Origin of the sequence: Pseudomaricurvus hydrocarbonicus (assembly GCF_011602365.1) — a bacterium.
Taxonomy (GTDB): Bacteria; Pseudomonadota; Gammaproteobacteria; order Pseudomonadales; family Cellvibrionaceae; genus Pseudomaricurvus; species Pseudomaricurvus hydrocarbonicus.
The window spans coordinates 1-1,681 of the sequence record NZ_JAAONZ010000045.1 but is presented as its reverse complement, the minus strand read 5'-3'; the positions used below and the strand labels follow the sequence as shown (position 1 = coordinate 1,681).

Annotated in this window: 2 protein-coding genes; both read right to left on the bottom strand. The window is 57.8% G+C overall.

What is annotated here, in order from left to right:
* Positions 1-1,159: DUF1552 domain-containing protein (locus tag G8770_RS23755; RefSeq protein WP_167192539.1), on the bottom strand; the 1,159-nt coding region annotated here is incomplete at its 3' end.
* Positions 1,156-1,681 (bottom strand): DUF1588 domain-containing protein (locus tag G8770_RS23750; RefSeq protein ID WP_167192538.1); only part of this gene is annotated, 526 nt, incomplete at its 5' end. The genes G8770_RS23755 and G8770_RS23750, both read right to left, overlap by 4 nt.

Genomic DNA, 1,681 nt, shown 5'->3' with positions numbered 1-1,681 from the left:
TGGGAATCCCCTCAACCGCATGGGCCTGGGCAATCGAGCAGTCCGAGTGTGCCAGGATCAGACAATTGTCCAGCAGTGTACCGTCGCCTTCAGGGATGGCCGACACCTCGTCGAGAAATTCCCGCCAGGCAATCATGCTCTTTTGAGCAAACCACCCCACTTGCCGTTGATAGCCCAACTCGGGATCGATGGGTTCCTCGTGCGTTAACGTGTGGTGCGTGGTGGTTTGTCCGGGTCGACGCAGGTTCGAGGTGGTGTCTGACAACAGCACATTGAACACCCGGGTCTGGTTGCACTGTAAGGCTTTGGCCAATAATCCCGCCATCAGTTTGTGGTTGGCCATGACGTTGCCCATTTCAGAATCCAGCGAGGTTTCCGCTGGCGGCTCGGGCATGACAAAATTTTTCACCGGCGCCGGCGGCTGCAGTTGCAGCGCCAGTTGTTGTTCGAGCTGGCGAATGGAGGTGAAATATTCTTCCAGCCGGTGACGGTCTTCGGCCCCGACACTGCGCATCAGGCGTTGACGATCCTCAGCGACCGCCGACAACACGCTTTTGCGCACCATGTAATTGGGGTCCGGTGAGAATTGGGTGGTGGCATTGGGGTCCTGAAAGCCCTCGCCAAACAGGCGTTGATACAGCGCCAAGGGTGATACTTCGCTGGGGTTGGGAGCCCCCGCGGCCCGGTAGGAATACGAGCGCTGAATGCCGGACGTGCTGATTTCAATGGAGCGAAAGCGGGTGTCACGCCCAATGACATCGCCGATCAACACATCGAGCGTGGGCGCCTTGACATTGGTATCCGGTACCGGAATGCCCGTTCTCAAGCCCAGACAACCGGTGATGTGAGGCTTGTTCGGCACACCGTCCAATTTGACATCGAAACCGCTGAAGATCGCCAGCTTATCGCGATAGGGTTCCAGGGGGGCCAAGTGCTCGGGCAGGATATAGCCGGAACCGGTTGTGGTTGGAACCCACTTTTCAGGAATGAAACCGCAACCCCAAACCCAGGTGCCAAAACGCGTGGGTATGCGCTGCCCGGTATCGGCAAAGGCTTGGCCACTGTCGCTCAGAAAACAGTTGAGCAGCGGCAGCGCGACGCCGACCGAGGCACCTCGCATCGCGCCTCGTAATAATGTTCTGCGAGTTAGCTTACTCATATCCGACTCACCTCTTGCGATTGTTTGTTGTCGAGCGGTTGTGTGTGGTCGAGGGGTTGTGTGTTGTCGAACTTTTGTGTGTTATCGAGCTGGTGGTGGCTGCTGGTGGCGTGCACATCAGTCACTTGGGTGGCGATGGCAAAGAAGTTTTTGCTCAGCGCAATCGTGCGCATCAACTCGGGTACGCGATAACCGTCTGCCTGAAAGCGTGCAATCAGATAGTCCATGTAGTAACGCTCATCCCACACCGTGTCTCGTCCAACCGCATAGCGATACATTTTTTCCACCAGACAGCGCGGGGTTTCCGGGTGGTCGTGCAGCGCCTGCCCCAGCCCCTGGGCATCGTTGAAGTCAATGCCATCAAGCGAGCCGCTGGCGTCGATCACCGCGTTATTTTCAGCGGTGCGATAGGTGCCCAGACCGTCAAAATTTTCCAGCGTCAGACCCAGCGGGTCCATGATTTTGTGGCATCCGGCACAGGAGGGTTCGGTGCGGTGAGCTTGCAGCCGCTCCCTGGCGGTG